The following is a 25,529-nucleotide window of genomic DNA, read 5'->3' as shown; positions in this document are numbered from 1 at the left end:
GGGTTCGGGTTCTTCATCCATGGCCTGTGGAGCGGTTCACCGCCAGACACCCGAGGCAGGAGCCCGGTGCGTAAATCGCGCACGCCGGGATCTGTGCGGGGGGTATCCGGTAACGGGTATCCCTACCGCGACATTGTGTGGTGGGTTGAAAAAATGAACGTTTACACGCCGGTTGAGCTACGTCAGATTGTCTCCTTTCCCTTTTTTTGCCGACCTGGTGCAGTGCGGCTTTCCCAGCCCGGCTCAGGACTATGTTGAGAAGCGAATCGACCTCAACGAGCTGCTGGTGCAGCATCCCAGCGCGACCTATTTTGTCAAAGCCGCTGGCGACAGCATGATCGATGCCGGCATTGACGAAGGCGATTTGCTGGTGGTGGACAGCGCGCGTAAAGCGGAGCATGGCGATATCGTGATTGCCGCCGTCGGCGGCGAGTTTACGGTAAAGAAGCTGCAGCTTCTGCCGCGGGTGCAGCTTAACCCGATGAACCCGGCCTATTCGCCCATCGTGGTCGGCCGCGAGGAGACGCTCGATATTTTCGGCGTCGTAACCTACATCATCAAGGCGGCGGGCTGATCATGTTCGCGCATTGTGATGTGAACGCCTTCTATGCCAGCTGTCAGACCGCCTTCCGGCCAGACCTGAAGGGGCGGCCGGTGGTGGTGCTGTCGAACAACGACGGCTGCGTGATCGCCCGCTCGGCGGAGGCGAAGCCGTTTGTGAAAATGGGCGAACCCTACTTTAAGCAGAAGGCTGCGTTTCTTCGCCACGGCGTCGTGGCGTTTAGCAGTAATTATGAGCTGTATGCCGACATGTCCAGCCGGGTCATGGCCACCCTAGAAGAGCTCACCCCGCGCTGCGAAATTTACAGTATCGATGAGGCCTTTTGCGATGTCAGCGGTGTGCGTCATTGCAGAGATCTGACCGATTTTGGCCGCGAAATCCGCGCCACGGTGCTGCAGCGTACCCATCTGACGCTGGGCGTTGGCATCGCCCAGACCAAAACCCTGGCGAAGCTGGCCAACCACGCGGCGAAGCAGTGGCCGCGGCAGACGGGCGGGGTAGTGGACTTGTCCTGCCCGCAGCGGCAGCGAAAGCTGATGGCGCTGCTGCCGGTGAGCGAGGTCTGGGGCATCGGGCGGCGGATCGGCAAAAAGCTTGAAGCGATGGGGATCGGCACGGTACTCCAGCTGGCGGAGAGCGATATCCGCTTTATCCGCAAGCACTTCACGGTGGTGCTCGAACGAACGGTACGGGAGCTGCGCGGCGAGCCTTGCCTGGCGCTGGAGGAATTTGCCCCCGCTAAGCAGGAAATTATCTGCAGCCGCTCGTTCGGGGATCGGATTACGGCCTATGAGGATATGCGCCAGGCGATCTGCAGCTATGCCGCGCGGGCAGCAGAAAAGCTGCGCAGTGAGCATCAGTACTGCCGGTTCGTCTCCGCCTTTGTCAAAACCAGCCCCTTCGCGCTGAATGAACCCTATTACGGCAACAGCGCCTCGCTAAAGCTGCTGACGCCGACCCAGGACTCCCGGGATATTATCGCCGCGGCGACGAGCTGTCTGGATGCCATCTGGAAAGCGGGGCATCGCTATCAGAAGGCCGGCGTGATGCTCGGCGATTTCTACAGCCAGGGCGTCGCCCAGCTGAATCTGTTCGACGAGCTTGCTCCGCGGCACAACAGCGCCAGACTGATGCAGGTTCTCGATCAGCTGAATGCGAAAAACGGCAGGGGGGCGCTCTATTTTGCCGGCCAGGGGATCCAGCAGCAGTGGCAGATGAAGCGAGAGATGCTCTCGCCGCGCTACACCACGCGATACGGCGACCTGCTCCGCGTCAGATAACGCGCGCTATCCCTGCACCGCGGCCGGAAAAACCGCCGCCAGCCAGTCAATAAAGACGCGGAGCCGGGGCGGGACGTGCCGGTGCCGGGCATAGACAACGTGAAAAGGATAGGGGGCCGGGCGCCAGGCGCTGAGGATCTCCACCAGTTCGCCGCTCGCCAGCGCCGGTTTCAGCGAATAGGTAAAGGTCTGCACAATGCCTAAGCCGGCCTCGCCGGCGGCAATATGCGCGTTGCTCTCATTGATGCCGAGATGGGGCTCTGTCTTCAGCTCGGTGCTGACGCCGTGACGCGTAAAGCGAAACGGAAACGCTCTGCCGCTGGCCGGCGACAGATAGCTGATGAGCCGGTGGCCATGATGTAGTTCATCCGGCGAGGCGGGGGTGCCGTAGCGCTGAAGATAGCCCGGGGTGGCGCAGGTGACCAGCGTCGCCTCGCCGATTTTACGGGCGATCAGCGTCGAGTCTTCCATCGGACCGCCGCGGATGGCGCAGTCAATATTGCCGCTGATGAGGTCCGCGGGCTTATCGGCCACCTGCAAATCGATACGGATATCCGGCCAGGAGGTCATAAAGTCCGCCAGCAGCGGGATCAGCACATCGCACGCGGTCGACCCGCCGATGGCGATCCGTAGATGGCCCTTCGGCTTATTGCGGGCGGTATTGAAAGACGCGTCGATCTCTTCCAGGTCTTCCAGCAGACAGCGGGCTTTTTCATAGTACTCCCGTCCTTCCGGCGTCACGGTAATACGCCGCGTGGTGCGCTGCAGGAGGGAAACCCCAAGATGCGCTTCCAGTTGCTGAATGGTTTTGCTGAGGGTGGCGTTGGGCATATTCAGCGAGTCCGCGGCGCGGGTAAAGCTGCCGGCTTCGACAACGCGGGTGAAGGCTTTGAGAGCTGAAAACCGGTCCATTATTCGCTTTATCCTGGTTACTGGAGGTCATTATCCACCGAGGGGAAGAGTGTTTTTCAGATTAGGCCATTTTTCCGCCTCGCCGGGACGATTACAGTGCTTTCCATACCCGGCGGGGCGCGTTCGCGAGCCTGGCCTGTTTATACTCTAACCAAGGAAATGCACCATGAGCAAAAAACTTGCGGATAAAGTGGCGTTAGTCACCGGCGGCAGCGCCGGGATTGGCCTGGCGTCGGCGAAAGCGCTGGCGGAGCAGGGCGCGAAGGTGTACATCACCGGCCGCCGTCAGGAGGAGCTGGATGCGGCGGTAAGATTCATCGGGCCCGCCGCCCGCGGGATCCGCGCCGACGCCGCCGTGTTAAGCGACCTTGACGCGGTATTTGCGACCATTGCCGAAGAGTCCGGCCGGCTGGATGTGCTGTTCGCCAATGCCGGCGGCGGAGACATGCTGCCGCTGAGCGCCATCACCGAAGCGCACGTCGACCGAATTTTCGCCACCAACGTGCGCGGGGTGGTGTTCACCGTGCAAAAAGCGCTGCCGCTGCTCACCGACGGCGCCTCGGTGATTTTGACCGGCTCTACGGCGGCGGTAAAAGGGACGGCTAACTTCAGCATCTATAGCGCCAGTAAGGCCGCGGTACGCAGCCTGGCGCGCTCCTGGGCGCTGGAGGTTAGCGACCGCGGGATCCGCATCAATGTGGTCAGCCCGGGGCCGGTACGTACCCCGGGTCTGGGAGGGCTGGTGGCGGAGGCGGACCGCCAGGGCTTGTTCGATGCTCTGGCGGCCGGCGTACCGCTCGGGCGGCTGGGCGAGCCGGAGGAGATTGGCCGGACGGTGGTATTTTTAGCGTCGGATGAGTCGAGCTTTATTAACGCCGCGGAGATCTATGTCGACGGCGGGCTGGCGCAAATCTAAGCGCCTGCCGTCGCCGCACTGACCTGACCGGGCAGAGGCGCTTTCAGCAGGGCGATCAGCAGCGTACTGCCCACCATGATCCCCGCCGCCAGCCACACCATTCCCGACAGGCCAGCTGAGGCGATCAGCTGGCCGCCGACAAACGCCCCGGTGCCGATGGCGGCATTAAAAATGGCCACATAAATGGCTGACGCCGGCTGGGCGACCGCGCCCGCGCTGCGCAGCAGCCAGGTCTGTAAGCCGACGAACACAATCGCGATGCCGGCGCCCCACAGGGCTAACAGTAGCCCGCTAAAACAGAACGGCAGTGGCGCAAGACGGGCGGCGCCAAGGAGCGCCAGCGCGCCCCCGCTCAGCAGCAGCGCAGCGAAAATCAGCCCCTTCAGATGACGATCGATAAGCTTACCCGCGATAACGTTACCCAGCAGCCCGGAACCCCCTGACAGCAGCAGCAGGCCGGAGAGAGCGGTCGCCGGGACTCCCTGCAGATTTATCAGCAGTGGTTCAATGTAGGTGAAGGCGGCAAAGTGAGCGGTAATGATGCAGGCCGTGGCGCCATACAGGCCACCGAGCAGCGGATTGCGGAAGATATCGCGATATACACGCAGCCTGACGGGGGCAGGGGCGGCCAGCGGGGGCAGCGTCGAGCACAGCACCGCAGCGGCGGCTAGTGACAGCAAGGCCATCGACATAAACGCGAGTCGCCAGCCCGCCAGGGTGGCGATAAAGCTCGCCAGCGGCACCCCCACTACGCTTGCCGCTGACACGCCGCCAAAAATGATCGCCGTGGCCAGCCCCAGCCGGTGCGGCGGCACCAGCTGCGCGGCGACAATGCCAATTAAGGCCCAGAAGGCGCCATGCGCCAGGGCGCCAATCATGCGGGCGCTCATCAGGGCGAACATCGAATAAGACCGGGTTGCGGCGAGGCAGGAAAGCGCGAGGATCAGCATCAGCCCGACCAGCAGCGCCTTGCGGGAAATACGCGTCGGCATTGCGCCGGAAAGCAGAGCCGCCAGGGCGCCTACCCAGCCATAGGCGGTGACGGCGAGGCCCACGCCGGATTCCGTCTGGTGAAAATCCGCCGCCAGGGCGCTGAGCATGCCCACCGGCGCCAGTTCACTGGTGACGATCGAAAAGGCGCAGATCCCGAGCGCAACGACGGCAATCCAGACGCGCGCCGGCGCCGGGTGGAGGGGTAAAGCAATCTCTTTCATATCAGGCGTATCCTTAGGAAAGGAGCGTTCCGCGCGGTGCACGGACGTTCAGGTGAGGAGAGAGCAGGCGATCGGATGGCCTGGTTGTCTCCGCGAATGGCGTGCAGTATCATCCCTGCGAAACTGATAAAAAAGAGCGGAAAACGGAGAGCCGTTTTCCATACATGGAAAATAGATGACCGCAGAATTCCACTGGGATGATGCTCGCATATTCCTCGCCATCGCCCGGGCGGGAACGCTGAGCGGCGCCGCCGACAAGATGAACATGGGGATTGCCACGGTCTCCCGCCGGCTGGATCGGCTGGAGCAGGCGTTGAACGTTCCGCTCTTCAGCCGCCATCAGAGCGGCTACCGCCTGACCGACGATGGCGAAGCTCTGCTCGCGCGGGCGGAGGCGCTGGAATACGCTGGCCTGGCGTTCGGCGAAGCGGCGCAACTGCAGGGGCATGTCGCCGGGGTTGTCCGTCTGGCCACCTCGGATAACCTGGCCACGCATTTTATTCTGCCCTCCCTGAAAGGGCTCCTGGACCATTATCCCGAGCTGCGGGTGGAGGTGCTGAGCGGCGTGCAGCCGGTGAACCTGCACCGTCGGGATGCCGATCTGGCGATCCGCATGGTCAAGCCTGAGGCCGGGCATCTGACGTTAAAGCGGCTGGGGACGGTGGGGTTTGGCGTCTATGGCGCCGCCGACTGTCTGGCCGGGGCGGACGGCCTGTCGCTGAGCGAGGCGGACTTTGTGGGGTGGCCGGAAACTCACCAGCACCTGCCGGCCGCCCAATGGATCACGCGCACCCTGCGCGGCCGGCCGTGTAAAGTCGAAGCCAATACGCTCGTGGCCCAGGTTTCCGCAGTATCCGCGGGCCTCGGATTGGGCGTCCTGCCGCACTTTATGGCGCGGGCCAGCGGCCTGCAGTGCCTGCAGCCGGAGATCGGCGCGGATCAGACCCTCTGGCTGGTGATGCATTCTGACCTGGCCGGATCCAGACGCGTGCGGGTTCTCGCCGACCATCTCATCGCTCTCTTTGCGGACCATCAAGATCGGCTGGCGATGCCCTGATGGGGCGCGGCTTGGGCATGTATCGATAAGACTGCCCGAGGCTGACGAGTCACGATTTTTCCGCGCCAGCTAACAGTGATACTCGCCGCGCAATATTCGGCCCAATGCTGCTCCGCAGTCGAAAATACTGCAGAGTGAGAGGATATCCCCGTCCGGCAAAATAATTTTGTGTTGTGGCCAGCGCGGCATTGTTGCGCTCCCCCAGAAATGCCTGTCGATGTTAGGGTGAGACGTTTATCACCACAGGAGAACGCAAATGATTGTCAGGACCTGGCACGGTTGTGTGCCATTGCAACATGCTGAGGGGTTTGCCCGCCACCTCGAGCGGACCGGTGTGGAACACGCTCAGAGCATCGCCGGCAACCGGGGGGCGCTGGTGCGCCAGGAAAACCAGGGCGAATGGGCGCATTTCTTTCTTGCCACCTACTGGCAGGATCTCGCGGCGGTCAAAGCCTTCGCTGGCGAAGACTATCACGTCGCGGTCACCTATCCGGACGACGACGCATTCGAACTCCTCTCCGACCCCTATGTGTTTCAGCATGAAGTCGAGGCCGTGTCGCCGCTGTAGGCTGATGACCGGGCAGGTGGAAGATTGGCCAGCAGCAGGCGGTTGCTGGCTGCGCGAGAGCGACGTCTACCTTGTATGGGCAGCCAGCCGCCGCTGGGTGAACGTGGCATGATGGGAACACTCAGCGCGTGAGGGCCGCGACAATGGAGGCTTCCATTTTCTCCAGCGTCGTGAACGGCGCAAAACGCGTGAGGGGTGTGCCGTCGCGACCGATGAGGAACTTGGTGAAATTCCACTTGATCCGTCCGCCGAGCACGCCGGGCAACGCTTGTTTCAGATAACGAAACAGCGGGTGTGCGGCGGGGCCGTTGACGTCCACTTTCTCAAACATCGGGAAGCTCACGCCGTAGTTAACGTGACAAGTCTGCTCGATTTCATCCGCACCGCCGGGTTCCTGCTTACCAAACTGGTTGCACGGGAAACCAAGCACTACCAGCCCCTGAGCCGCGTACTTTTTGTAGAGCGCTTCCAGGCCAGCGTATTGCGGTGTGAAGCCACAATGGCTGGCCGTATTCACCACCAGAACCACCTTGCCAGCATAGTCAGCCATGGAGAGGGGCTGGCCGCGCAGGCGGGTAGCCGTCAATTGATAAAAAGGGGTCATAGCAGGCTCCTGAGAGTAGAAACAGTTCAACGCTGACGATCGCGCGAATGTTTGAAGCAGATTAGGCAGTTATGATACACAGGGTTAGGGATTTGTACCTGGAGTGTTAAAAAAACGCCAGATGTCATAGAGAAAATCGCGAACAGGAACGGCTGAAAATGATGAAATATGTCTTATCGCTGGTAGTGGCGATACTCGCAGGATGTACCAGCACGCCAAACTTGCCGCCTCGGGATACCATTGTGGCGATGAAACCCACAGAGTCCGGTATTGTCGCCAGCTCAGCGAAATACAGTTACCGCTTTGTCCGTGACGGTGTGCCTCAGGAATATCAGCGTTATAAGACCTTTTATGAACGCTTTCACCAACAGGCTTCCGGCGTGCGGGTTAACTTTGTCGTGGAACAACATGAGGTGACGGCGGAATATCTGGTGGTGATGGATCAGCGCAAACTGGATGCCGGGCAGCATAGCGAGCTGGTGAATCAGTATCATGCGGTGCAAATTGATAACGATCGCCTCGGGGTGTTGTTTAAAGCGACAGGATTTTGGACTGCATCGGACGCGTCAGATCTGGCCGCCGCCTACCAGTTAGCGCACCCCGTTGTGGTATCAATCAATGATAAGACCAAAACGATTAGCTCGCTTGGCGCCGTTGCCCTGGCCCCGTTGTTTCCGTTTTACATGATGTATGGATGTGCCACCGGGCCTTGTGTCTGAGGAAAACAGCCAGCAAGTCACTCGACTCACTGGCTGATTATTTAATTAAGCTTCACTTTTAGATGACTGCTTATGAAACAGTTCGCGGAATACCGGGTAGATATCCTCCTGGTCGCGAATATGCTGCATGGCGAAATTATCAAAGGTCGCCTGCAGGTGTTCATACTCGCGCCACAGGGTCTGATGCGCCCGGCGGGTAATTTCGATATAGCTGTAATAACGCACCACCGGCAGAATTTTCTTCGCCAGCAGTTCGTGGCACAGCGGGGAGTCATCGGCCCAGTTGTCGCCATCCGACGCCTGGGCGGCGTAGATGTTCCACTGCGCCGGATCATAGCGGGCCTGCACTACTTCATCCATCAGCTTCAGGGCGCTGGAGACAATGGTGCCGCCGGTTTCCTGAGAATAGAAGAATTCGTGCTCATCCACCTCTTTTGCCTGGGTATGGTGGCGGATATAGACCACGTCGACGTTTTTATAAGTCCGGCTGAGGAACAGATACAGCAGGATATAAAAGCGCTTGGCCATGTCTTTGGTGGCCTGGTCCATCGAGCCTGAGACGTCCATCAGGCAGAACATCACCGCCTGGCTGGAAGGCTCCGGCCGTTTTTCGTAATTTTTGTAGCGTAAGTCAAAGGTGTCGATAAACGGCACCCGCTCGATTTTAGCCCGCAGTTCGGCAATCTCTTTGCGCAGGCGCTCCTCCTCCAGCAGCTGCACCGGTTCGCTGCGGCTGATGGCTTCCAGATCCTCCTCCAGGGCGCGCAGTTCACGACGCTTGCCGGCGGTCATCGCCGTACGGCGGGCCAGCGAGTTCTGCAGTGAACGTACCACGCTGATGTTGGCTGGCACCCCATTGGAGGTAAAACCCGCGCGATGGGTTTTAAACTCGTTCAGCTGCCGGTGCTGGTTTTTCTTCAGGTTCGGCAGGGCCAGATCTTCAAATAACAGATCCAGGTATTCATCTTTCGAGATCTGGAAGACAAACTCATCCTTTCCTTCACCATCGGCGCTGGCTTGCCCCTGACCGCTACCGCCGCCGCCGCCACCGCCCTGCGGGCGCTCAATGCGGTCGTTTTGCACAAAATGGTCGTTGCCCGGGTGGACGCGGTTGCGCAGGCCGCCGCGACCCTGATGAAACATCGGCTCGTTGATATCGTCCGTCGGGATCGAGACGGATTCTCCGCTCTCAATATCGGTCACCGAGCGCTTGTTGATGGCCTCGGAGATCGACTGTTTAATCTGCGCCTTATAACGGCGCAAAAAGCGCTGGCGGTTGACGGCGCTTTTGTTTTTCCCGTTCAGGCGTCGGTCTATGAACCAGGTCATATGCCCTCCTGTACTGCATTAGCCAACTTTACTTATCATCATTCAGCTGCAGTTGACCCGGCGGCGTGCCGCCGGGTTGGACGCATCAGGACGATTTACGAACCCGCAGGTACCACTCGCACAGCAGGCGAACCTGTTTGCGGGTGTAGCCTTTCTCCATCATGCGGTCGACAAAGTCGTCGTGTTTTTTCTGCTCATCGGTTGAGGTTTTGGCATTAAACGAAATGACCGGCAACAGCTCTTCGGTATTGGAGAACATTTTCTTCTCAATAACCGTGCGCAGTTTCTCATAGCTGGTCCAGTTCGGATTACGTCCGCTGTTGTTGGCTCTGGCGCGCAGCACAAAGTTGACGATTTCGTTACGGAAGTCTTTCGGGTTGCTAATCCCGGCTGGCTTCTCAATTTTCTCCAGCTCGGCATTCAACGATTCACGGTCAAACAGCTGACCGGTGTCCGGATCGCGGTATTCCTGATCCTGGATCCAGAAGTCAGCGTAGGTGACATAGCGATCGAAAATGTTCTGCCCATACTCGGAGTAGGATTCCAGATAAGCGGTCTGGATCTCTTTGCCGATAAACTCGGCGTATTTCGGGATCAGATAGCCTTTGAGGAATTCCAGATAGCGCTCGGCCTGCTCCTGTGGGAACTGTTCGCGCTCAATCTGCTGCTCCAGCACATAGAACAGATGCACCGGGTTAGCGGCCACCTCGACGTGGTCGAAGTTAAATACCCGAGACAGGATCTTAAAGGCAAAGCGGGTGGAGAGCCCGTTCATCCCTTCATCAACCCCGGCGTAATCGCGATACTCCTGATAGGACTTCGCTTTCGGGTCGGTATCTTTCAGACTTTCGCCGTCATAGACCCGCATCTTCGAGTAGATGCTCGAGTTTTCCGGCTCTTTCAGGCGCGACAGAATCGAAAAGCGCGCCAGCGTTTCCAGGGTGCCCGGGGCGCATGGCGCATGGGTCAGCTCACTGTTGTTGAGCAGTTTTTCATAGATGCGGATCTCTTCGGAGATACGCAGGCAATAAGGCACCTTGACGATATAGACGCGGTCGAGGAAGGCCTCATTGTTCTTGTTATTACGGAAGGTCACCCATTCCGATTCGTTGGAGTGAGCAAGGATGATCCCGTTAAACGGCAGGGCGGAGATCCCTTCGGTGCCGTTATAGTTACCTTCCTGGGTGGCGGTCAGCAGCGGATGCAGCACCTTAATCGGCGCTTTAAACATCTCGACGAACTCCATAATCCCCCTGGTTGGCGCGGCACAGCGCACCGGAGTAGCCGTAGGCGTCCGGGTCGTTCTGCGCATAGTGTTCCAGCTTACGGATATCCACCTTACCGACCAGCGCTGAAATATCCTGGTTGTTTTCATCACCCGGTTCGGTTTTGGCGATGGCAACCTGCTCGAGAATCGATGGCCAGACTTTAACCACGCGGAATTTAGTGATATCGCCGCCAAACTCGTGCAGGCGCTTGGCCGCCCACGGCGACATAATGGTGCCGAGATAGCGGGTCGGGATGCCATACTCTTTCTGGAGGATCTGCGCATCTTCCTGCGGATTGAACAGGCACAGCGGGTGATCGTTGACCGGACTGCGTTCGCCGTTGGCGCTCAGCACATAGATGGGCACGCGCTGCATCAGCGCTTTCAGCCGTTCAGCCAGCGACGATTTACCACCGCCCACCGGCCCCAGCAGATAGAGGATCTGTTTCTTCTCTTCCAGCCCCTGGGCGGCATGCTTGAGGTAGGAAACGATCTGCTCAATGGCGTCTTCCATACCGTAAAACTCTTCAAATGCCGGATAGCGTGCGATAACCCGGTTTGAAAAGAGACGGGATAGCCGCGGCTCGAGAGCCGTATCAACCATGACGGGTTCACCAATGGCCATCAACAGACGTTCTGCCGCATTGGCATAGGCACTGCGATCTTGCCGGCAGATGGTAAGAAACTCCTGCAGTGTGAACTCTTCGTCCTTGGCAGCTTCGTAGCGCTGGCGATAGTGATCGAATATATTCATGGCATGCCGTCCTTTCGTTTTTTAGCACAGGTTGAGAGCCGTTCATATGAATAGTGGGGGCCCCCGGAAGACATAAGCTGAACATCGCTCTCCTGGTATCCAGCAACCCTTATGCCAGGTTGCGGGTGGGGTAGCGTGAATGTGCCCGGCAATTACACCTTCTAAATTTAAGCGTAGATGCATTTAGAAATCTTGCATGGCGCAGAAAATCAATTTCAATGACATATCAATAACTCATCCTGAACATGGCGCTTTTTGATTCGTTGGGACGCAAAGTTGTCATCGGGCTGTCACCGGATGGTAAGAGAAGGGTGGCAAAGTGAACGATTTGTGTCATATCGGGTAAAGAATTTGAGGCATGAGACCTACGACGGTACACTGCACGGGCTGATTATTTGACAACGGGAATATGGATTGTGACTAAAATCAAACTTCTGGCACTCGGCGTGCTGATAGCGACGTCCGCCAGCGCGGCGCATGCCGACGGGAAGTTCACTCTTGGGGCTGGCGTAGGGGTCGTTGAGCATCCGTATAAGCAATATGATGCGGATGTCTATCCGGTGCCGGTCATTAGTTATGAGAGCGAAAACTTCTGGTTCCACGGTCTGGGCGGGGGTTACTACCTGTGGAATGACACCAACGATAAACTGTCGATTACGGCCTACTGGTCGCCAATGTACTTCAAGCCGGGCGACAGCGACAGCGAGCAGATGCGTCGACTGGATAAACGTAAATCGACCGTGATGGCCGGTCTTTCTTATGTCCACAACACGCCCTATGGCTTCCTGCGCACGACGATTGCCGGCGATACGCTGGATAACAGCAACGGTATTAACTGGGATCTCGCCTGGCTGTACCGTTACACCAACGGTAACCTGACGCTGACGCCGGGTATTGGCGTGGAGTGGAACAGCGACAATCAGAACGAATACTACTATGGTGTCTCCCGGCACGAGTCGCGCCGCAGCGGCATGCGCAGCTATGACCCGGACAGTAGCTGGAACCCATATCTGGAACTGTCGGCTAACTATCGCTTCCTCGGTGACTGGAGCGTTTACGGCGTGGCGCGCTACACGCGTCTGTCGGATGAAATTACCGACAGTCCGATGGTGGATAAATCCTGGAGCGGTCTGATCTCCACCGGGATCACCTACACCTTCTGATTGTGCATTCTTACAGTGCGCTTCATGCATCAAAACAGGGCCTTGCGCCCTGTTTTGCTTTATGGTGGTGCATACGGTTAAGGAGGAGAAGATGGTGAAAAAAACAGTACGCTTCGGCGAGCAGGCGGCAGTGCCGGCCATCGGGCTGGGCACCTGGTATATGGGCGAACATGCGGCGCAGCGTCAGCAGGAAGTGGCTGCACTGCGGGCGGGCATCGACCATGGACTGACGGTGATCGATACGGCGGAAATGTACGCCGACGGCGGGGCGGAGGAAGTGGTGGGCCAGGCGATCCGCGGTCTGCGCGACCGGGTAGTGCTGGTCTCCAAAGTCTATCCCTGGCATGCCGGCAAAGCGGCGATGCACCGCGCCTGTGAAAACAGCCTGCGCCGGCTGCAGACCGACTATCTGGACATGTATCTCCTGCACTGGCGCGGGGATATCCCGCTGCAGGAGACGGTTGAGGCGATGGAGAAGCTGGTGGCTGAGGGCAAGATCCGCCGCTGGGGCGTCTCTAATCTGGACACCGAGGATATGCAGGCGCTGTGGCGGACGGCGGATGGCGAGCACTGTGCAACCAACCAGGTGCTCTACCATCTCGCATCGCGGGGCATTGAATACGATCTCCTGCCCTGGTGCCAGCAGCACAGTCTGCCGGTGATGGCCTACTGCCCGCTGGCGCAGGCGGGGCGCTTACGCGATGGACTTTTTCAGCATAGCGATATCATTAATATGGCTAACGCGCGGGGGATTACGGTAGCGCAACTGCTGCTCGCCTGGGTGATTCGTCATCCGGGAGTGCTGGCGATCCCGAAAGCGGCCAGTATTGAGCATGTGGTGCAGAATGCCGCAGCGCTCGACATCGTCCTTAGTGGGGAAGAGCTCGCGCAGCTGGACCGCCTCTATCCGCCGCCGCAGCGAAAAACCCGGCTGGATATGGTTTAACCCATCGTTCACGGCAAAGAAAAACAAAAGCCCCGTTACCAACGGGGCTTTTGCTATTAGCGTTTTTTCACGCTGATGGTTTGCGCCAGGCGAGAGGGCGTCTCTTCGCTGGCTTTCTGCGGCTGGGTTACGCAGCAGGTTTCGACGCAAACGAAGGTTTTGTAGCCATCGTCCGGCATATCGCCCATGCTGACGGACAGCGCCGGGCCCGGGTTCCAGGCCACCACATTGTGCTGATGATGATGCACCACGTCGATAGTGCGGTTTAGCGCGTCGTCATGGATCACGCTGCAGCTGTCGGCGTTGAGATAGACGCGATCGGTGCGGTCAGGGAAGGTCTGCACGCCGTTGCTCAGAACGCCTTCTTCGGCATTGTTCACTTTATCGATATAGCGCTCGCCAAGACCGCTCACCTTCACCGCCGCGATATCGCCGACGTTGAAATAGCTGTGCAGGGCAGAGGTGGTCTCGAATTCACCGTGGGCTTCCAGCTCGATTTCACAGGTCTTGCCCAGCTTAAAGCGGGCATAGAGGGTGAACTCGTGCGGCCAGAGCTTCATGGTTTCAGCGCTGTGCTGGAGCGCAAAGGTCAACATTACGCCGCTGTCGTCTTCGTCATGACCTTCCAGGGTCCATGGCAGATTGCGGGCAAAGCCGTGCGACGGCAGACCTTGCTGCGCAGAAGGACCAAACCAGGGCCAGCAAATCGGCACGCCGCCGCGCAGGGCGACGCCCTGTTTAAACGGGGTGTTGTTGCTCAGCCACAGAACTTCTTCTTCACCGGCGGGTTTCCAGGAGAGCAGGTGCGCCCCCTGCAGCGCCACAGAGGCTTTCACCTGCGGATGGTCGATGACAATCAGCTCCAGGTCGTCCAGCTGGCGACGGGAGATCACGGGAGAAATGGTTTCATTCACCGGGAGAGCAAAAATTTTATTTATCATTGTGCAATCCTATCTCTGCAGACAAAAAAAAGAGCGACCGAAGTCGCTCTTACAGATTACTTTTTCATCTCAACTTATTTGGAGATGTGGGCAATCAGATCCAGAACTTTGTTGGAGTAGCCGGTTTCGTTGTCGTACCAGGAAACCAGTTTCACGAAGTTGTCGTTCAGTGCGATACCCGCTTTAGCATCGAACACGGAAGTGCAAACTTCGCCGTTGAAGTCGGTAGAAACAACGTCGTCTTCGGTGTAACCCAGAACGCCTTTCATAGCGCCTTCAGAAGCGGCTTTGATGGCTTTCTTGATTTCTTCGTAGGACGCTGCTTTTTCCAGACGAACGGTCAGGTCAACAACAGATACGTTCGGAGTTGGAACGCGGAACGCCATACCGGTCAGTTTGCCGTTCAGTTCTGGCAGTACTTTACCTACTGCTTTAGCAGCGCCGGTAGAGGACGGGATGATGTTCTGAGCTGCGCCGCGGCCGCCGCGCCAGTCTTTGTGAGACGGGCCATCAACGGTTTTCTGAGTAGCGGTGGTAGCGTGGACGGTGGTCATCAGGCCTTCAACGATACCGAAGTTGTCGTTGATAACTTTAGCCAGCGGCGCCAGGCAGTTGGTGGTGCAGGAAGCGTTGGAAACGATGTCCTGGCCAGCGTAAGCGTCGAAGTTAGCGCCGCGAACGAACATCGGAGTGTTGTCTTTGGACGGGCCAGTCAGAACGACTTTTTTCGCGCCAGCGGTGATGTGTTTACGAGCGGTTTCGTCGGTCAGGAAGATACCGGTTGCTTCAGCAACAACGTCAACACCAACTTCGTCCCACTTCAGGTTAGCCGGGTCACGTTCAGCGGTAACACGGATTTTTTTACCGTTAACGACCAGATGACCGTCTTTCACTTCAACGGTACCGTCGAAACGACCGTGAGTGGAGTCATACTTCAGCATGTAAGCCATGTACTCTGCGTCTAACAGGTCGTTGATTGCAACGATCTCGATGTCAGAACGTTTCTGAGCAGCACGGAAAACAATGCGACCGATACGGCCAAAACCGTTGATACCTACTTTGATAGTCATATATTCCACCAGCTATTTGTTAGTGAATAAAAGGTTGCCTGTAAAATTACAAAAACCTTACGCAGCGTCAAGCGGAATCGTGTCAATCATTGCGACAAATCAATCCTGAGCAGACCTTTGCGCGATTGATTTGCCTCACTTTCCCTTTGAGCCCAATTCCATATGGGGGCTGCGCGCGGAATTTTAAAGGGCATTTAAGATAAAAACGTGATTTAAGTCACAATTATCTGGCTGCCTGTGGGCACCGGATAAGTTTAGAACAAAAGTGTACGCTTCATTGTTAATGTTTTGTTAGAATTGGAGCGAAAGTAGTCCATTGCAAAGCGAGATGTAAGCCCATGGCGAATAAACCCACCCCGGAAGAGCTGAAAAATGGCTTGAGCGAAATGCAGTTTTACGTGACGCAGCATCATGGCACCGAACCGCCTTTCACCGGACGGCTGTTGCACAACAAGAAAAATGGCGTGTACCACTGCCTGGTGTGCGATGCGCCGCTGTTTAACTCCCAGACTAAATACGACTCCGGCTGCGGCTGGCCGAGCTTCTACGAGCCGGTAAGCGCGGAGGCCATTCGCTATCTGACCGACAATTCGCACGGCATGCAGCGCATTGAGATCCGTTGCGGAAACTGTGATGCCCATCTCGGCCACGTGTTTCCGGATGGTCCGCAGCCGACCGGCGAGCGCTATTGTGTCAACTCGGCATCGCTGAGCTTCACCGATGAGCAAAATGGCGAGCAAATCAAGGGTTGAAGAAACGATTCAGCAAATTATTCCAGGCGGAGGTGAGCGGAAGATGGATATTGAGCAAATTATCGACAGTATGACGCCGGAAGTGTATCAGCGTCTGGCGACGGCGGTAGAGCTGGGAAAATGGCCGGATGGCGTCGCGCTGACGCCGGAGCAGAAGGAAAATAGCCTGCAGCTGGTGATGCTCTGGCAGGCCCGGTATAACACCGACGCCCAGCACATGACCATCGACACCAGCGGGCAGATGGTAATGAAGAGCAAACAGCAGCTGAAAGAGGATTTTGGCATCGTGCCGAAGCCGATCGCCACCGTTAAACTGCAATAAACCGCCGGCCGGCGGTGAGACATTCCGGCGTCGGGTAACCGCGCGCCGGATGGCGTCATGTCGAATGACCGCGTCCGGCGGTCAGCCGCTTCGCTTACTTTTTGTTCATCATCGCTTTCAGATCGGCAAACGGGTTGTAGGTGGCCTCGCCGACGCTCTTTTGCGCATCTTCTCCTGCCACCACCGTGGAGCCATACTGATCGGCTTCGGTGTACTTGGAATGTTCGTGATCGTGACAGTACAGGCACAACATCTCCCAGTTGCTGCCATCTTCCGGGTTATTGGAGTGGTCGTGATCGATGTGGTGCACCGTCAGCTCGCGCAGATTGGAGTAGACAAACTCCCGTGAGCAGCGTCCGCACACCCAGGGAAAAAGCTTGAGCGCCTTTTCGCGGTAACCCACTTCCAGACGTGCGTAATTTTTGGGGATATAGGCCATGGCCCCCTGCCTCCTGTCAAACGGTTAAGCTGCGCCAACCCCTGGCGCAGCGGATAACAGGCATCATAACCTATCCCGGGCGGCGCGATATACCTGCATTGCAGGCGATGCTGCCTGCGTCACGCCTCCCGGTGCCGACGATGCGGCGGAACAGCCATGATTAGTGTTTGATCCCCAGCGATTCCGCCAGCTGACGGGCCAGCTGATTCTGGTCATCGGCGCCATATTCCCAGAACATGGCCCCGGCGAGGCCCTTCGCCTTGATATAGTCCGCCTTAATGGCTACCGAGCGCGGGTTCTCATAGGAGAGGGCGAACAGCGGCTTGCCCTCTGCGGACTGCACCGACAGCCACGGAACCTTCGCCTCATCGTCCCAGTGCTCGGTAAAACGCTTTTGCGGATCGTTGAGCAGTTTGCCCACGATATCATTGTATTTCACGTAGGTGTCTTTGCTCAGGTCATAGCCCAGCGAGGCAAACAGCGCGATCTGTTGTGGCCCAAAATAGGGCTGGGTGACCGGATTGTTTTGCGCATCCGCTTTCGTCCAGTCAATCCCCGGCTCGACCGCCCGTTTCGGTACCCGGCCATAAAAACCAATCCCGAGGTTCATCTGGCTGGGTTTAAGCCCGGCGGCCAGGTAATTGTTGACCACAAAATCGGCGCTGTATTTATCCGCTGCGGCGACCGTCGGCCAGTGGCTGGAGTCATACAGATTCGAGTTGAAGTACTGCGTGCCGTAGGCCATGTCGTAGGTCATCAGGTTGATGTAGTTCAGCACCGGGGCCACCGCTTTGACGTCCACCCAGCTTTTCGGGCTCTCGGCATTGGCGCCCACGGCGATAGTCACCAGCTTTTGCTCACCGACTGCCTCACGCAGCGATTTCAGCAGGGCAGTGAAGTTGTCGCGGTCAGCCGGCTGGCTGGCCACCAGTCCCCAGGCGCCGTTGACCGGAAACTCCCAGTCGAGGTCAATGCCGTCCAGACCATATTGCTGGATGATTTTCTGCGCGGAACGAATAAAGACGGCGCGACTTTCTGCGGTCGCCGCCGCGCCGGAGAAACCACGCGCGCCCCAGCCGCCGACCGACAGCAGGACTTTGAGGTCCGGATTCTGTTTACGCAGGGCGGGGAGCTTTTGCAGATCCGCCTGCACCTTCGGCGACAGCCAGATCTCGTGCAGATGAGCAGGATCCTTCAGGGCCGCATTGGTCTCGTCTTTTTCATCGTTATAGATAAGGCCAAACGAGTAGTTGAGATGGGTGATCTGCCGGACGTCCAGCTTATCGATATCACCGCCCGGCCCGGCGGTGACGTCGCCGCCGCCGTTAAAATAGCCGACGGACATCAGCGGTTGGGCAGAGAGCGCGGAAGCGCAAAGCAAGGGCAAAGCTGCCAGCAAGGGCAAACGTTTCATAGTGGTTCCTCTTTGACATAAAAATAACCACGCCACGGAAATGGCGTGGCGAAAAAACAGCCTTGCCAGACTAGCAGCAATAACCTGTTGAAACTGCGAGAGAGTTCAATTTATGGACAATAGCGAGGCGGCAGAAGAAGACCCGGCGCGGGGGCGCCGGGGGGGAGGGATCAGGCCTGAGTTTCCCGCCAGTCGTCGAGGGTATAGAGCGTGGCGCCCGCGGCGGCCATCTCCATAAACGCCTGGCTGCTGTCCTGTGGCTGCAGATTTACGCCGCGACAGCCGTCGGTGATGACGTTGACCGCGTAGCCCAGCGCCAGGGCATCCAGCACGGTGAACTTAACGCAGTAATCGGTGGCGAGGCCGAGAACGGTCAGCTCCACGATCCCCTGACCACGCAGCCAGCCGTCCAGTTCGGTTTTCTGCCGGTGACCGTTGTCAAAGAAAGCGCTATAGCTGTCGATGATCCGGTTTTGCCCTTTGTGGAACACAGCGGCGATCGCCTGCTGCTTGAGCAGCGGATGCAGCGCCGCGCCTTCGCTGTGCTGCACGCAGTGATCCGGCCAGAAAGTTTGCGCCAGGCCGTCCAGCTCGCCCTCGGTGTAGGGTTCCACCTGGTGCTGGCTGGCGAAACTGCCGTGATCCGCCGGATGCCAGTCCTGGCTGGCGACGATGGGCTCGCCGCGCGCCAGGCTCCAGTCGATAAGCGCATTGGCTACCTCGACGGTACTGTCGCCTTCTGGAACCGCCAGCGCGCCGCCGGCGCAAAAGTCGTTCTGCAAATCAACCAGTAACAGCGCTCGATGTGCCATACGTCCTCCTTAAGCCTCGTCGGGGGTGAGTTCGCCACGCAGATTTTGCTGCATCGCCGCGCGAATGGCGTCAACGTCCAGCTGCTGGCTAAGCAGATAGTGTAGCTTGGTCAGCGTCGCTTCCACCGTCATATCGAAACCACTGATGACCCCCGCCTGGGCGAGGGCGTTGCCGGTGGCATAGCCGCCCATGTTCACCTTTCCGGACATGCACTGCGTCAGATTGACCACTACAATACCGCGCTGGCTGGCTTCCGCCAGCACCTGAATAAACTCGCCATTCTGTGGGGCATTGCCGACGCCATAGGAGCGGAGGATCAGCGCTTTCACCGGTTGGCGCAGAAAATTACGCACCACGTCGGCGGAGATGCCGGGGTAAATCGTCACCACGCCAATCGGCTGCGGAGTGATGGGGTGCACGATAAGCTCTCCGCTGCCCTGCGGCGCCGGCGGAGTTCCGAGACGGCGAATATGGATCCCGGCCTCCAGCAGCGGGGCAAGGTTTGGCGAGGCGAAAGCGTCGAAGCCGTCGGCATGGGCTTTGGTGGTGCGGTTGCCGCGGAACAGTCGATTGTTGAAGAACAGTGCCACTTCGTTAATCGGATAGTTGGCGGCGACGTACAGGGCGTTGAGCAGGTTAATCTGACCATCGGAACGCAGCTCGGCCAGCGGAATTTGTGACCCTGTCACAATGACCGGCTTGCCAAGGTTTTCCAGCATGAACGACAGCGCCGAGGCGGTAAACGCCATGGTGTCGGTTCCGTGGAGGATCACAAAGCCATCATACTCCTCATAATGGCTGCGGATATCGTCGGCGATGTGCTGCCAGTCCTCGGGGGTCATATCGGATGAATCCATCAGCGGATGGTATTCATGGATCGTGAAGTCCGGCATCTCCGGACGATGGAACTCCGGCATCAGCGCCAGCTGACGCTGCAGATGGCCGGAAACGGGTACATAGCCGTGTTCAGAGCGCTGCATACCGATGGTCCCACCGGTGTAGGCAACGTAAATCGATTTTTTTTGCATAGCATCGCTTAGGTTGGTCGTAGACAGGCGCAGTATAAAGAGACGCAGGAAAAAATACAGCGTCGGTCGCGGGCTTTGTGGCAGTGTTGGCAGGAGAGGGAAAAAGGCTGCCCCGGGAGACGGGGCAGCCGCTGCGTATTAACGGATGTTAGCGCAGGTCAGGCAGAAGGCATAGCGATTCTGCGGGTCGTTAAACGCCGCCAGCTTGTCGCTCTCCGCTTTCACCGTCTCGGCCGCTGCGGCGACCGGCGCAGGCAGCCAGGCCTGAATGGCCGCCGGCAGCGAGGCGCGTACCGAGCCGGTCAGGCTATCCAGCACCATCGAGAAGAAGGTCGGCTCTTCCTGATAGTAGTTGAGGTGCCAGGTTTTCAGCTTCGCCAGCTCGGCGGCTTTGGCCACCGCGTCGTCGAAGTCGCCGAGGCTGTCGACCAAGCCGTTGGCTTTGGCATCTTCCCCGGTCCAGACGTGGCCCTGGGCGATCTGGTCGATTTTCTCCGGCGTGCTCTTACGGGCGTTAGCCACCAGGGTGATAAAGCGCTGATAGCCATTCTCAATGCTCAACTGCATCAGCTGCTGCACTTCCGGCGGCAGCGCTTTGGTGCTGGAGACATCCGCCAGCGGCGACGTGGCGACGCCGTCGGTGTGGACGCCAATCGACCCGAGGGTATTTTCCACGGTGTTGATCACCCCAAAGATGCCAATGGAGCCGGTGAGGGTGCTTGGGTTCGCCACGATGTAATCCGCTGGGGTGGAGATCCAGTAGCCGCCGGACGCCGCCATGCCGCCCATCGAGACCACTACCGGTTTACCGGCGGCTTTGGCTGCCGCCAGCTCTTCACGAATGATTTCCGAAGCGGTTACGCTGCCGCCCGGGCTGTTTACGCGCAGAACGATGGCCTTAATTTTCGGATCGAGGCGCGCATCGCGAATTTGCGCTGCGGTGGTGTCGCCGCCGACGTTGCCCGGGGTCTCTTCACCGTCCATGATGGCGCCGTTGGCGAAGATTACCGCGATGGCGGAACCCTGGTCAGACGGCGTCTTCACGTTGTAGTCGTAATAGCTGATCGCCCGGTAATTGTTATCCGCTTTGCTCCAGCCAAACTGTTTGGTCAGCGCCTTTTCCACTTCCGTGGAGGTCGCCAGCTCATCCACCAGCTTATTGTCCAGCGCATATTTCGCCGTATCGCCGCCCACCTTACGCAGGCCATCGATAATGCCCTGGGCGCCCGGGAAGAGCTGCTGGGCGGTGATCTGGCGGTTGGCGGCAATGGTGTTGAGGTAGTTCTGCCACAGTTCGCCAATCCAGCGGCTATCCGCTTCGCGGGCGGCAGGGGACATATCATCGCGGATGAATGGCTCGACGGCGGATTTATAGGTGCCGACGCGGAAGACATGGGTGGAGACCTTCAGCTTATCCAGCAGCGATTTGTAATATAGCCCGTTGGTAGCGAAGCCGTGCAGGTCTACCTCGCCCTGCGGCGAGAGCCAGATTTTGTTGGCGAAGCTCGCCAGGTAGTACTGGCCCTGGCTGTAGCTGCTGCCAACGGCATACACCGGTTTGCCGCTATCGCGGAATTCGCGCAGCGCTTTGCCGATGTACTGCATGGATGGCTGGTCGCCGCCGACGAAGTTTTTCAGATCCAGCACAATACCGGTGATATTGCGGTCATCCTTCGCCTGGCGAATGGTCTGCACGATATCGAACAGGGAATTCTCCTGCAGACGGTCCGAGCTGGCGCCAAACAGCTGGCGGCCAATCACGCCGAGCTTGCTGCTGGCGGATGGTTTATCCACCACCACGCCGGTAATATCCAGCAACAGCGCGCCGCGCGCGGCATGTTCGCTGGTGGTGCTGCTGAACTGGCTCCAGATGCCGATACACACCAGCACCAGCACCAGGAAGATCGCATTGAGGGCCAGTTTGCGAATAAAGTTGAGTATCCGCCACGTCCATTTAAAAAAGCTGGCAATCAGTCGCCAAAGGGTTCGCATGTCTTCTCCCTAACGTTATCTAAAAAGGGCAGGCCGCAGGGGCCGCCGCGTCTGGCTATCCTAAAGAGTGAGCCGTCGGTTGTCAGCAGGAATCACCGACCGCGCTGTAACAAAATCCTTGTGCATGTTAATTTTATGAAAAATGACATCACAGGAGTTATACAGATGGATGCTCTCGATCTACTGCTTAATCGCCGGAGCGCTTCCCGCCTGGCGGAACCTGCCCCGGCGGGCGAACAGCTGGAAAACATTCTGCGCGCCGGGCTGCGCGCCCCGGATCATGGCACCCTGCAGCCGTGGCGCTTCTTTATTATCGCCGATGACGGCCGCGAGCGCTTCAGCCAGTTGCTGGAAAAAGGGGCCAGAGAGGCCGGCCAGGATGAGAAGGGAATTGAGAAAGCCCGCAATGCGCCGTTCCGCGCGCCGCTGATTATTACCGTGGTCGCGCGCTGTGAAGACCACCCTAAGGTGCCGCGCTGGGAGCAGGAGATGTCCGCTGGCTGCGCGGTGATGGCGATGCAGATGGCGGCCCTGGCTCAGGGATTCAACGGTATCTGGCGCAGCGGAGCATTGACCGAGAGTCCGGTGGTGCGGGCCGGCTTCGAGTGCCGCGAACAGGATAAAATTGTCGGCTTCCTCTATCTGGGGACGCCGCAGCTAAAAGCCTCAACCACCATTGCCCTGCCGGATACCGCGCCGTTTGTGACGCGATTCTGAGTCCGCGTGTGTTATGCCGGGTGGCGGCTTATGCCTTACCCGGCCAACGCATCCGGCTCTGACTGTCTGTAGGCCCGCGCAAGCGCAGCGCCGCCGGGCAAGGACAGCGGGCACAGAGCCGATTTTGGCCGGGTGGCGGCTGCGCCTTACCCGGCCTACGTTCGTACGACCTGTCGTTAATTTATTCACTTTTCTTGCTGAAACTGCCGGTGCTGACGGCCTCAAAATCGCTGAGACGTTCCCGGCAGGCCGGGGCAGCCCGCATCCATGCGGGCTGAGGGCCGTGTTTTGCAGAGATGCTGCCTCGGCCCGACCCGAAGCCTGCAGGGATAAGTCGAAGGGACCGCGCAGCGGCGATTTTGCTGGCCGGAGCCCGGGGGTACAGGGGGCGGCGGCGACTGGCCGCCCCCTGTGCGCTCCCGGCGCCATGAGTGACATAACGCAGACGATTAACCGGGAGTGCAAACTACGCTGAAGCCACAGATAACATAAACAACCACACTGCAGTGCTTCCCCTCACCCTGGCCCTCTCCCGGAGGGAGAGGGAACCGTCCGGCTGGCCGCGCAAGCGCAGCGCCGCCGGGCGATGGCAGCAGGCTCGGAGCCGCATCTATGCCGGGTGGCGGCTCGCGCCTGACCCGGCCTACAACCCCTACCATTCGAATCAATCGCGGTTTTTGTAGCCCGGACAAGGCGCGCCAGGCGCCGCATCCGGGAATGCAACGGCGATGACGTTACTTCTGCCTTTTCGCGAATTCGTCTTTGGCTTTCTGCAACTGCTGCTGGAAGGCCGGGTTGGTGTGCAGCGTAGCGACCACCGCGGAGCCGACGATGCGCGCCGCATCGACATCGCTCTGCCAGTGATAGCCGCAGATCACCCGGCTCTCGCCGAGCTCATAGCCGCGCTTCAAAATTTCGTTTTGCCGCTGCGGGTTGATCTCCGCCAGCACCAGGGCGGTGGCCCAGCCGATAGAAGTATGCCCGGAGGGGTAAGAGCCGTTTTTCGCCAGCTTGTCCTGTTCGGTGGTGTTGCAGGTGGAGACGCCATAGAACGCAAACGGGCGAATGCGCATGTATTTCTCTTTCGCGCTGCGGGTCGCCAGGTCGCCGGCGTCTTCAATCATATTGGTCAGCAGTTTGTGAAGCTGCGGCGCGTCTTTCTCGGTAATCGGCGAACCAAAGGCGCTGGAGAAGGCGTTGGCCACGCCGCCCGCGCTGAGGTTGGCATCCTCTGCCGCCAGCTTCCCGCGCTCGGTATTGCGCAGCAGACGTCCTTGCTCATACATCGCCTGATCGTTTAAAAATGCGATACTGCCCACCGCCGGCGGTGGTGGCAACAGCGCCAGGCTGTCGATGGCCTGGGCATTGGTCAGATAGTAGAGATCGGGCTTGGTGGTGACATCGTTCCCGGGGGGAACCAGAGCAAAGGCGTTAACGGAGAAGAAACTGGCCAGGCAAAGGGCAAGAACACGCTTTTTCATTAGAATTTCCTTACGTCATAATCATTCCAGAGAAGACAGTCCTGTGCTGTCACATTTCTGTCATCTTTAAGTAAAAGTGAAAATGGTCGGGAAAAAATTGTCGCGTCTCGCAAAAACGGCTTTTTGTCTGCTTAATGAGCAACCATACGCGATTTCAGACTGTCGTACTTACCACCCTGGCGTTTGGGCGCTAACATAGCGGGATTGCAATGACAGGAGATGTCCATGAGCGAGCAAGCCATTCGTTTAACGCAATACAGCCACGGAGCCGGTTGTGGTTGTAAAATTTCCCCGAAAGTGCTGGAAACTATCCTGCATAGCGAGCAGGCGAAGTTTGTCGACCCAAACCTGCTTGTCGGCAACGAAACCAGCGATGATGCCGCCGTTTACGATCTCGGTAATGGCACCTCGATCGTCAGCACCACCGATTTCTTTATGCCGATTGTCGATAACCCGTTCGACTTTGGCCGCATCGCCGCCACCAACGCCATCAGCGATATTTTCGCTATGGGCGGGAAACCGATTATGGCGATTGCCATCCTCGGCTGGCCGATCAACACCCTGGCGCCGGAAATCGCTCGCGAAGTGGTGGAGGGCGGGCGCTTTGCCTGCCAGCAGGCGGGGATCGCGCTGGCGGGCGGCCACTCCATTGACGCCCCGGAGCCGATCTTCGGTCTGGCGGTCACCGGCGTGGTGCCCACCGAGCGCATCAAGAAAAACAGCACCGCCCAGGCGGGTTGCAAACTGTATCTCACCAAACCGCTGGGGATCGGCGTACTGACCACTGCAGAGAAAAAATCGCTGCTCAAGCCAGAGCATCAAGGGTTAGCGACGGAGACCATGTGCCAGATGAACCTCGCCGGCGCCGCGTTTGCCGCCATCGACGGGGTGAAGGCGATGACCGACGTCACCGGCTTTGGCCTGCTCGGCCACCTCAGCGAGGTGTGCCGCGGGGCCGGCGTGCAGGCGCAGCTGCGCTATGCCGATATCCCGAAACTGCCGGGGGTGGAGGACTATATCGCCGCCGGCGCGGTGCCGGGCGGCACCGGGCGCAACTTTGCCAGCTACGGCCATCTCATGGGCGAGATGCCGACGGAGTGGCGGGATCTGCTGTGCGATCCGCAGACCTCCGGCGGTCTGCTGCTGGCGGTGACCCCGGAGGCGGAGGCGGAAGTTCAGGCCGCCGCGGCGGAGTTCGGCATTAAGCTGGCCGCCATCGGCGAGCTGGTGACCGCCCGCGGCGGGCGACCCATGATCGAGATCCGTTGA

At 58.7% G+C, this 25,529-nt stretch carries 24 protein-coding genes and 2 pseudogenes; 12 read left to right on the top strand and 14 right to left on the bottom strand.

Annotated features, from left to right (window positions below):
- The first annotated feature begins 153 nt into the window (after positions 1 to 153).
- Together HMPREF1024_RS08285 and HMPREF1024_RS08290 are read left to right on the top strand one after the other, a co-directional pair.
- Positions 154 to 574: pseudogene (locus HMPREF1024_RS08285) on the top strand (translesion error-prone DNA polymerase V autoproteolytic subunit).
- A gap of 2 nt (positions 575 to 576) precedes the next feature.
- Positions 577 to 1,842 (top strand): Y-family DNA polymerase, encoded by a 1,266-nt coding sequence (locus HMPREF1024_RS08290; RefSeq protein WP_009309128.1) that lies wholly within the window; start codon positions 577 to 579, stop codon positions 1,840 to 1,842.
- Between the two features lie 6 nt (positions 1,843 to 1,848).
- Here the strand turns inward: HMPREF1024_RS08290 and HMPREF1024_RS08295 are convergent, their stop codons facing one another.
- Complete coding sequence (locus HMPREF1024_RS08295) at positions 1,849 to 2,754, bottom strand: LysR family transcriptional regulator (RefSeq protein ID WP_004140447.1); 906 nt, start codon at positions 2,752 to 2,754, stop codon at positions 1,849 to 1,851.
- Positions 2,755 to 2,920: 166 nt separating this feature from the next.
- On the opposite strand from HMPREF1024_RS08295, the gene HMPREF1024_RS08300 reads away from it, so the two are divergent.
- Positions 2,921 to 3,670 (top strand): SDR family oxidoreductase, encoded by a 750-nt coding sequence (locus HMPREF1024_RS08300; protein WP_004176542.1) that lies wholly within the window; start codon positions 2,921 to 2,923, stop codon positions 3,668 to 3,670.
- On the opposite strand, the gene HMPREF1024_RS08305 is transcribed toward HMPREF1024_RS08300, so the two are convergent.
- Positions 3,667 to 4,884 (bottom strand): MFS transporter, encoded by a 1,218-nt coding sequence (locus HMPREF1024_RS08305; protein ID WP_009309127.1) that lies wholly within the window; start codon positions 4,882 to 4,884, stop codon positions 3,667 to 3,669. The two genes, HMPREF1024_RS08300 and HMPREF1024_RS08305, sit on opposite strands and share 4 nt — an antisense overlap.
- A gap of 175 nt (positions 4,885 to 5,059) precedes the next feature.
- Here HMPREF1024_RS08305 and HMPREF1024_RS08310 point away from each other — a divergent pair, with 175 nt between their 5' ends.
- The gene (locus tag HMPREF1024_RS08310) at positions 5,060 to 5,941 is read left to right on the top strand and encodes a LysR family transcriptional regulator (RefSeq protein WP_009309126.1); all 882 of its coding nucleotides are present in this window, start codon (positions 5,060 to 5,062) and stop codon (positions 5,939 to 5,941) included.
- Positions 5,942 to 6,010: 69 nt separating this feature from the next.
- Here the strand turns inward: HMPREF1024_RS08310 and HMPREF1024_RS31385 are convergent, their stop codons facing one another.
- On the bottom strand, positions 6,011 to 6,130 hold the full coding sequence (locus tag HMPREF1024_RS31385) for a hypothetical protein (protein WP_004140436.1): 120 nt from the start codon (positions 6,128 to 6,130) through the stop codon (positions 6,011 to 6,013).
- 67 nt (positions 6,131 to 6,197) lie between these two features.
- Between HMPREF1024_RS31385 and HMPREF1024_RS08315 the strand changes: the two genes are divergently transcribed.
- Positions 6,198 to 6,509, top strand: coding sequence for a hypothetical protein (locus HMPREF1024_RS08315; protein ID WP_002901229.1), 312 nt, complete (start codon positions 6,198 to 6,200; stop codon positions 6,507 to 6,509).
- A 121-nt stretch (positions 6,510 to 6,630) separates the two neighbouring features.
- Here HMPREF1024_RS08315 and HMPREF1024_RS08320 read toward each other — a convergent pair whose 3' ends face one another.
- Entirely contained in the window at positions 6,631 to 7,113 is a 483-nt protein-coding gene (locus tag HMPREF1024_RS08320; protein WP_009309125.1) for a glutathione peroxidase, read from the bottom strand.
- 158 nt (positions 7,114 to 7,271) lie between these two features.
- On the opposite strand from HMPREF1024_RS08320, the gene HMPREF1024_RS08325 reads away from it, so the two are divergent.
- Positions 7,272 to 7,832: a hypothetical protein gene (locus HMPREF1024_RS08325; protein WP_009309124.1), complete on the top strand. Its 561-nt coding sequence runs from the start codon at positions 7,272 to 7,274 to the stop codon at positions 7,830 to 7,832.
- A gap of 45 nt (positions 7,833 to 7,877) precedes the next feature.
- Here HMPREF1024_RS08325 and HMPREF1024_RS08330 read toward each other — a convergent pair whose 3' ends face one another.
- Together HMPREF1024_RS08330 and yeaG are read right to left on the bottom strand one after the other, a co-directional pair.
- Positions 7,878 to 9,161, bottom strand: coding sequence for a YeaH/YhbH family protein (locus tag HMPREF1024_RS08330; protein WP_004152363.1), 1,284 nt, complete (start codon positions 9,159 to 9,161; stop codon positions 7,878 to 7,880).
- An 85-nt stretch (positions 9,162 to 9,246) separates the two neighbouring features.
- Positions 9,247 to 11,182, bottom strand: a pseudogene (gene yeaG / locus HMPREF1024_RS0127005) (protein kinase YeaG).
- Between the two features lie 416 nt (positions 11,183 to 11,598).
- Between yeaG and HMPREF1024_RS08335 the strand changes: the two are divergent.
- Both HMPREF1024_RS08335 and HMPREF1024_RS08340 read left to right on the top strand, forming a co-directional pair.
- The gene (locus HMPREF1024_RS08335) at positions 11,599 to 12,345 is read left to right on the top strand and encodes a MipA/OmpV family protein (RefSeq protein WP_002901236.1); all 747 of its coding nucleotides are present in this window, start codon (positions 11,599 to 11,601) and stop codon (positions 12,343 to 12,345) included.
- Between the two features lie 91 nt (positions 12,346 to 12,436).
- Positions 12,437 to 13,291, top strand: coding sequence for an aldo/keto reductase (locus HMPREF1024_RS08340; RefSeq protein WP_004176538.1), 855 nt, complete (start codon positions 12,437 to 12,439; stop codon positions 13,289 to 13,291).
- Positions 13,292 to 13,347: 56 nt separating this feature from the next.
- On the opposite strand, the gene HMPREF1024_RS08345 is transcribed toward HMPREF1024_RS08340, so the two are convergent.
- Together HMPREF1024_RS08345 and gapA are read right to left on the bottom strand one after the other, a co-directional pair.
- A complete protein-coding gene (locus HMPREF1024_RS08345) occupies positions 13,348 to 14,232 on the bottom strand; it encodes a D-hexose-6-phosphate mutarotase (protein ID WP_002901240.1) in 885 nt (294 codons plus the stop codon).
- Positions 14,233 to 14,306: 74 nt separating this feature from the next.
- Entirely contained in the window at positions 14,307 to 15,302 is a 996-nt protein-coding gene (gene gapA / locus HMPREF1024_RS08350; protein ID WP_002901243.1) for a glyceraldehyde-3-phosphate dehydrogenase, read from the bottom strand.
- A 338-nt stretch (positions 15,303 to 15,640) separates the two neighbouring features.
- Between gapA and msrB the strand changes: the two genes are divergently transcribed.
- Together msrB and HMPREF1024_RS08360 are read left to right on the top strand one after the other, a co-directional pair.
- Positions 15,641 to 16,054 carry a peptide-methionine (R)-S-oxide reductase MsrB gene (msrB, locus tag HMPREF1024_RS08355; RefSeq protein WP_002901246.1) on the top strand — a complete coding sequence of 138 codons (414 nt, stop codon included), beginning with the start codon at positions 15,641 to 15,643 and terminating at the stop codon, positions 16,052 to 16,054.
- A 43-nt stretch (positions 16,055 to 16,097) separates the two neighbouring features.
- Positions 16,098 to 16,376, top strand: a complete 279-nt coding sequence (locus HMPREF1024_RS08360) for a YeaC family protein (RefSeq protein WP_002901249.1) — start codon at positions 16,098 to 16,100, stop codon at positions 16,374 to 16,376.
- 94 nt (positions 16,377 to 16,470) lie between these two features.
- Here HMPREF1024_RS08360 and yajD read toward each other — a convergent pair whose 3' ends face one another.
- The 5 genes from yajD to sppA form a co-directional block, all read right to left on the bottom strand.
- On the bottom strand, positions 16,471 to 16,815 hold the full coding sequence (yajD, locus tag HMPREF1024_RS08365; protein ID WP_002901254.1) for an HNH nuclease YajD: 345 nt from the start codon (positions 16,813 to 16,815) through the stop codon (positions 16,471 to 16,473).
- A gap of 160 nt (positions 16,816 to 16,975) precedes the next feature.
- Complete coding sequence (locus HMPREF1024_RS08370) at positions 16,976 to 18,229, bottom strand: glycoside hydrolase family 18 protein (RefSeq protein ID WP_002901255.1); 1,254 nt, start codon at positions 18,227 to 18,229, stop codon at positions 16,976 to 16,978.
- A gap of 170 nt (positions 18,230 to 18,399) precedes the next feature.
- Positions 18,400 to 19,041, bottom strand: a complete 642-nt coding sequence (pncA, locus tag HMPREF1024_RS08375) for a bifunctional nicotinamidase/pyrazinamidase (RefSeq protein WP_004140413.1) — start codon at positions 19,039 to 19,041, stop codon at positions 18,400 to 18,402.
- Positions 19,042 to 19,050: 9 nt separating this feature from the next.
- Positions 19,051 to 20,070 carry an asparaginase gene (gene ansA, locus HMPREF1024_RS08380; RefSeq protein WP_004176535.1) on the bottom strand — a complete coding sequence of 340 codons (1,020 nt, stop codon included), beginning with the start codon at positions 20,068 to 20,070 and terminating at the stop codon, positions 19,051 to 19,053.
- A gap of 138 nt (positions 20,071 to 20,208) precedes the next feature.
- Positions 20,209 to 22,062 carry a signal peptide peptidase SppA gene (gene sppA, locus HMPREF1024_RS08385; RefSeq protein ID WP_004140411.1) on the bottom strand — a complete coding sequence of 618 codons (1,854 nt, stop codon included), beginning with the start codon at positions 22,060 to 22,062 and terminating at the stop codon, positions 20,209 to 20,211.
- A gap of 165 nt (positions 22,063 to 22,227) precedes the next feature.
- Between sppA and HMPREF1024_RS08390 the strand changes: the two genes are divergently transcribed.
- Positions 22,228 to 22,779 carry an NAD(P)H nitroreductase gene (locus HMPREF1024_RS08390; RefSeq protein WP_004176531.1) on the top strand — a complete coding sequence of 184 codons (552 nt, stop codon included), beginning with the start codon at positions 22,228 to 22,230 and terminating at the stop codon, positions 22,777 to 22,779.
- A 734-nt stretch (positions 22,780 to 23,513) separates the two neighbouring features.
- Here HMPREF1024_RS08390 and phoC read toward each other — a convergent pair.
- Positions 23,514 to 24,260 carry an acid phosphatase PhoC gene (phoC, locus tag HMPREF1024_RS08395; protein ID WP_002901387.1) on the bottom strand — a complete coding sequence of 249 codons (747 nt, stop codon included), beginning with the start codon at positions 24,258 to 24,260 and terminating at the stop codon, positions 23,514 to 23,516.
- Between the two features lie 225 nt (positions 24,261 to 24,485).
- Between phoC and selD the strand changes: the two genes are divergently transcribed.
- Entirely contained in the window at positions 24,486 to 25,529 is a 1,044-nt protein-coding gene (gene selD / locus HMPREF1024_RS08400; protein WP_004176528.1) for a selenide, water dikinase SelD, read from the top strand.

It is taken from the genome of Klebsiella sp. 4_1_44FAA (genome assembly GCF_000238715.1).
In the GTDB taxonomy this organism is placed as follows: domain Bacteria; phylum Pseudomonadota; class Gammaproteobacteria; order Enterobacterales; family Enterobacteriaceae; genus Klebsiella; species Klebsiella pneumoniae.
The sequence above is the reverse complement of the archived record's forward strand: the minus strand, read 5'-3'. Positions and strand labels throughout refer to the sequence as shown.

Excerpts from the sequence above, each read along its gene's own strand:
- msrB (WP_002901246.1), top strand. The coding sequence starts at position 15,641 with ATGGCGAATAAACCCACCCCGGAAGAGCTGAAAAATGGCTTGAGCGAA.
- HMPREF1024_RS08360 (WP_002901249.1), top strand. The coding sequence starts at position 16,098 with ATGGATATTGAGCAAATTATCGACAGTATGACGCCGGAAGTGTATCAG.
- HMPREF1024_RS08320 (WP_009309125.1), bottom strand. The coding sequence starts at position 7,113 with ATGACCCCTTTTTATCAATTGACGGCTACCCGCCTGCGCGGCCAGCCC.
- HMPREF1024_RS08310 (WP_009309126.1), top strand. The coding sequence starts at position 5,060 with ATGACCGCAGAATTCCACTGGGATGATGCTCGCATATTCCTCGCCATC.
- pncA (WP_004140413.1), bottom strand. The coding sequence starts at position 19,041 with ATGGCACATCGAGCGCTGTTACTGGTTGATTTGCAGAACGACTTTTGC.
- HMPREF1024_RS31385 (WP_004140436.1), bottom strand. The coding sequence starts at position 6,130 with ATGCCGCGCTGGCCACAACACAAAATTATTTTGCCGGACGGGGATATC.
- HMPREF1024_RS08370 (WP_002901255.1), bottom strand. The coding sequence starts at position 18,229 with ATGAAACGTTTGCCCTTGCTGGCAGCTTTGCCCTTGCTTTGCGCTTCC.
- selD (WP_004176528.1), top strand. The coding sequence starts at position 24,486 with ATGAGCGAGCAAGCCATTCGTTTAACGCAATACAGCCACGGAGCCGGT.
- HMPREF1024_RS08340 (WP_004176538.1), top strand. The coding sequence starts at position 12,437 with ATGGTGAAAAAAACAGTACGCTTCGGCGAGCAGGCGGCAGTGCCGGCC.
- HMPREF1024_RS08390 (WP_004176531.1), top strand. The coding sequence starts at position 22,228 with ATGGATGCTCTCGATCTACTGCTTAATCGCCGGAGCGCTTCCCGCCTG.
- HMPREF1024_RS08345 (WP_002901240.1), bottom strand. The coding sequence starts at position 14,232 with ATGATAAATAAAATTTTTGCTCTCCCGGTGAATGAAACCATTTCTCCC.
- HMPREF1024_RS08300 (WP_004176542.1), top strand. The coding sequence starts at position 2,921 with ATGAGCAAAAAACTTGCGGATAAAGTGGCGTTAGTCACCGGCGGCAGC.
- phoC (WP_002901387.1), bottom strand. The coding sequence starts at position 24,260 with ATGAAAAAGCGTGTTCTTGCCCTTTGCCTGGCCAGTTTCTTCTCCGTT.
- ansA (WP_004176535.1), bottom strand. The coding sequence starts at position 20,070 with ATGCAAAAAAAATCGATTTACGTTGCCTACACCGGTGGGACCATCGGT.
- HMPREF1024_RS08325 (WP_009309124.1), top strand. The coding sequence starts at position 7,272 with ATGATGAAATATGTCTTATCGCTGGTAGTGGCGATACTCGCAGGATGT.
- HMPREF1024_RS08295 (WP_004140447.1), bottom strand. The coding sequence starts at position 2,754 with ATGGACCGGTTTTCAGCTCTCAAAGCCTTCACCCGCGTTGTCGAAGCC.
- HMPREF1024_RS08330 (WP_004152363.1), bottom strand. The coding sequence starts at position 9,161 with ATGACCTGGTTCATAGACCGACGCCTGAACGGGAAAAACAAAAGCGCC.
- yajD (WP_002901254.1), bottom strand. The coding sequence starts at position 16,815 with ATGGCCTATATCCCCAAAAATTACGCACGTCTGGAAGTGGGTTACCGC.
- gapA (WP_002901243.1), bottom strand. The coding sequence starts at position 15,302 with ATGACTATCAAAGTAGGTATCAACGGTTTTGGCCGTATCGGTCGCATT.
- HMPREF1024_RS08315 (WP_002901229.1), top strand. The coding sequence starts at position 6,198 with ATGATTGTCAGGACCTGGCACGGTTGTGTGCCATTGCAACATGCTGAG.
- HMPREF1024_RS08290 (WP_009309128.1), top strand. The coding sequence starts at position 577 with ATGTTCGCGCATTGTGATGTGAACGCCTTCTATGCCAGCTGTCAGACC.
- HMPREF1024_RS08305 (WP_009309127.1), bottom strand. The coding sequence starts at position 4,884 with ATGAAAGAGATTGCTTTACCCCTCCACCCGGCGCCGGCGCGCGTCTGG.
- sppA (WP_004140411.1), bottom strand. The coding sequence starts at position 22,062 with ATGCGAACCCTTTGGCGACTGATTGCCAGCTTTTTTAAATGGACGTGG.